General features: G+C 71.2%; 1 protein-coding gene. It reads right to left on the bottom strand.

Annotated features, from left to right (window positions below):
- Window positions 1-187 precede the first annotated feature (187 nt).
- The gene (locus tag E2C05_RS31640) at window positions 188-1,492 is read right to left on the bottom strand and encodes a TRAP transporter large permease (RefSeq protein WP_133223565.1); all 1,305 of its coding nucleotides are present in this window, start codon (window positions 1,490-1,492) and stop codon (window positions 188-190) included.
- Between the last annotated feature and the right edge of the window lie 120 nt (window positions 1,493-1,612).

Consider the following 1,612-nt stretch of genomic DNA (forward strand, 5'->3'; position numbering starts at 1 on the left):
CGCCAGGGCCGACGACCGCGCCGGCCAGGATGCCGGCGGGCCGCAGGCGGCGCCAAATGCAACGGCGCCCGGCGCGACGGCGCCAGCCGTCGGGCCCTGCCCGCCGCGGCGTGGCATTCGCCGCACTCCGCCGGGGCCGGGCCGGCACGTCCGGTGCGATGTCCCGGCGCGGCCCGCCCCCCCCTCGCTACCGCGCCAGCAGCCATTCCGGCAGGCCGGTCACCAGCGTCACCGGGAACAGCGTGCAGAGCACCACGGTGAGCACCAGGCACAGGAAGAAGGGCAGCGAGGCCATCGCCACCTCCGTCTGCTCCTTCCCTGTCATCGTCTGCATGACGAACAGGTTGAAGCCCACGGGCGGCGTGATCTCGGCGATCTCGACCAGCAGCACGATGAAGATGCCGAACCAGACCAGGTCGAAGCCGGCATGCTGCACCATCGGTATCACCACCGAGGTGGTCAGCACGATCATCGAGACGCCGTCGAGCGCCGTGCCCAGCAGGATGTAGACCACGGTCAGGATGGCGATGATGCCATAGGGGCCGAGATCGGCGGCCGCCACCGCCTGCGCCAGCGCCGCCGGGATGCCGGTCAGCGCCATCGCCTTCGTGAGGAAGGCGGCGCCGGCCAGGATGAACATGATCATGCAGGACAGCCGGGTGGCGCCCTTCAGGCTGTCGAGGAAGCTCTGCCAGGTCAGGGTGCCGGTCACCGCGGCCAGCAGCAGGGACCCCAGCACCCCGAAGGCCGCCGCCTCCGTCGCCGTCGCCCAGCCGACGAACATCGTGCCGATGACGCCGATGATGAGCAGCGCGCAGGGAATCAGCTGCGCGCTCTGCCGGAGCTTGGCGAGGAAGGGGATGCGCGCGTCCTGCGGCGGCTGCTTCGCCGGGTTCAGCAGCGCCCAGATGACGATGTAGCCGCTGAACAGCAGCATCACGATCAGCCCGGGCAGGCAGCCGGCGATGAAGACGCGGATGATCGAGACCTCGGCCGCCACCGCATAGACCACCATGATGATGGAGGGCGGGATGAGGATGCCGAGCGTGCCGGAGGTGGCGAGGGAGCCGATCGCCACATCCTCGTCATAGCCGCGCTTGCGCAGTTCCGGCAGCGCGATCTTGGACACGGTGGCGCAGGTCGCGGCGGAGGAGCCGGAGACGCTGCCGAAGATGCCGCAGGCCAGGATGTTCACATGCAGCAGCCCGCCCGGGATGCGCCGCACCCAGGGGGCGAGGCCGTTGAACAGCTCCTCCGACAGCTTGGTGCGGAACAGGATCTCGCCCATCCAGACGAACATGGGCAGCGCCGCCAGCGTCCAGGACCCGGTGGATTCCCAGAAGGCCGAGGCGAGGAAGAGCCCCGGCGTCGGATGCACCATGGTCATCGCCACCCAGCCGACGGCGGCGAGCGACATGGAGATCCAGAGGCCGGCGCCCAGCAGCATGCAGAGCAGGACGAGGAGCAGCAGCGCGAGGGTCAGCAGGTCCATGGTCAGGGGCGTGTCCGCAGGGGGGTGGGGCGGCGAACCGCCGGAAGGCTGCACGGCGCGGGCCGGCGCGGAAGGCCGGCGGGCGGCGCGGCGATGCGGCGGGGCGGCGCGGGCCGGGCC

Origin of the sequence: Paracraurococcus ruber (assembly GCF_004353985.1) — a bacterium.
Taxonomy (GTDB): Bacteria; Pseudomonadota; Alphaproteobacteria; order Acetobacterales; family Acetobacteraceae; genus Paracraurococcus; species Paracraurococcus ruber.

Bases quoted from the DNA above. Each gene is read 5' to 3' on its own strand.
- E2C05_RS31640 (WP_133223565.1), bottom strand. From the start codon at position 1,492: ATGGACCTGCTGACCCTCGCGCTGCTGCTCCTCGTCCTGCTCTGCATG.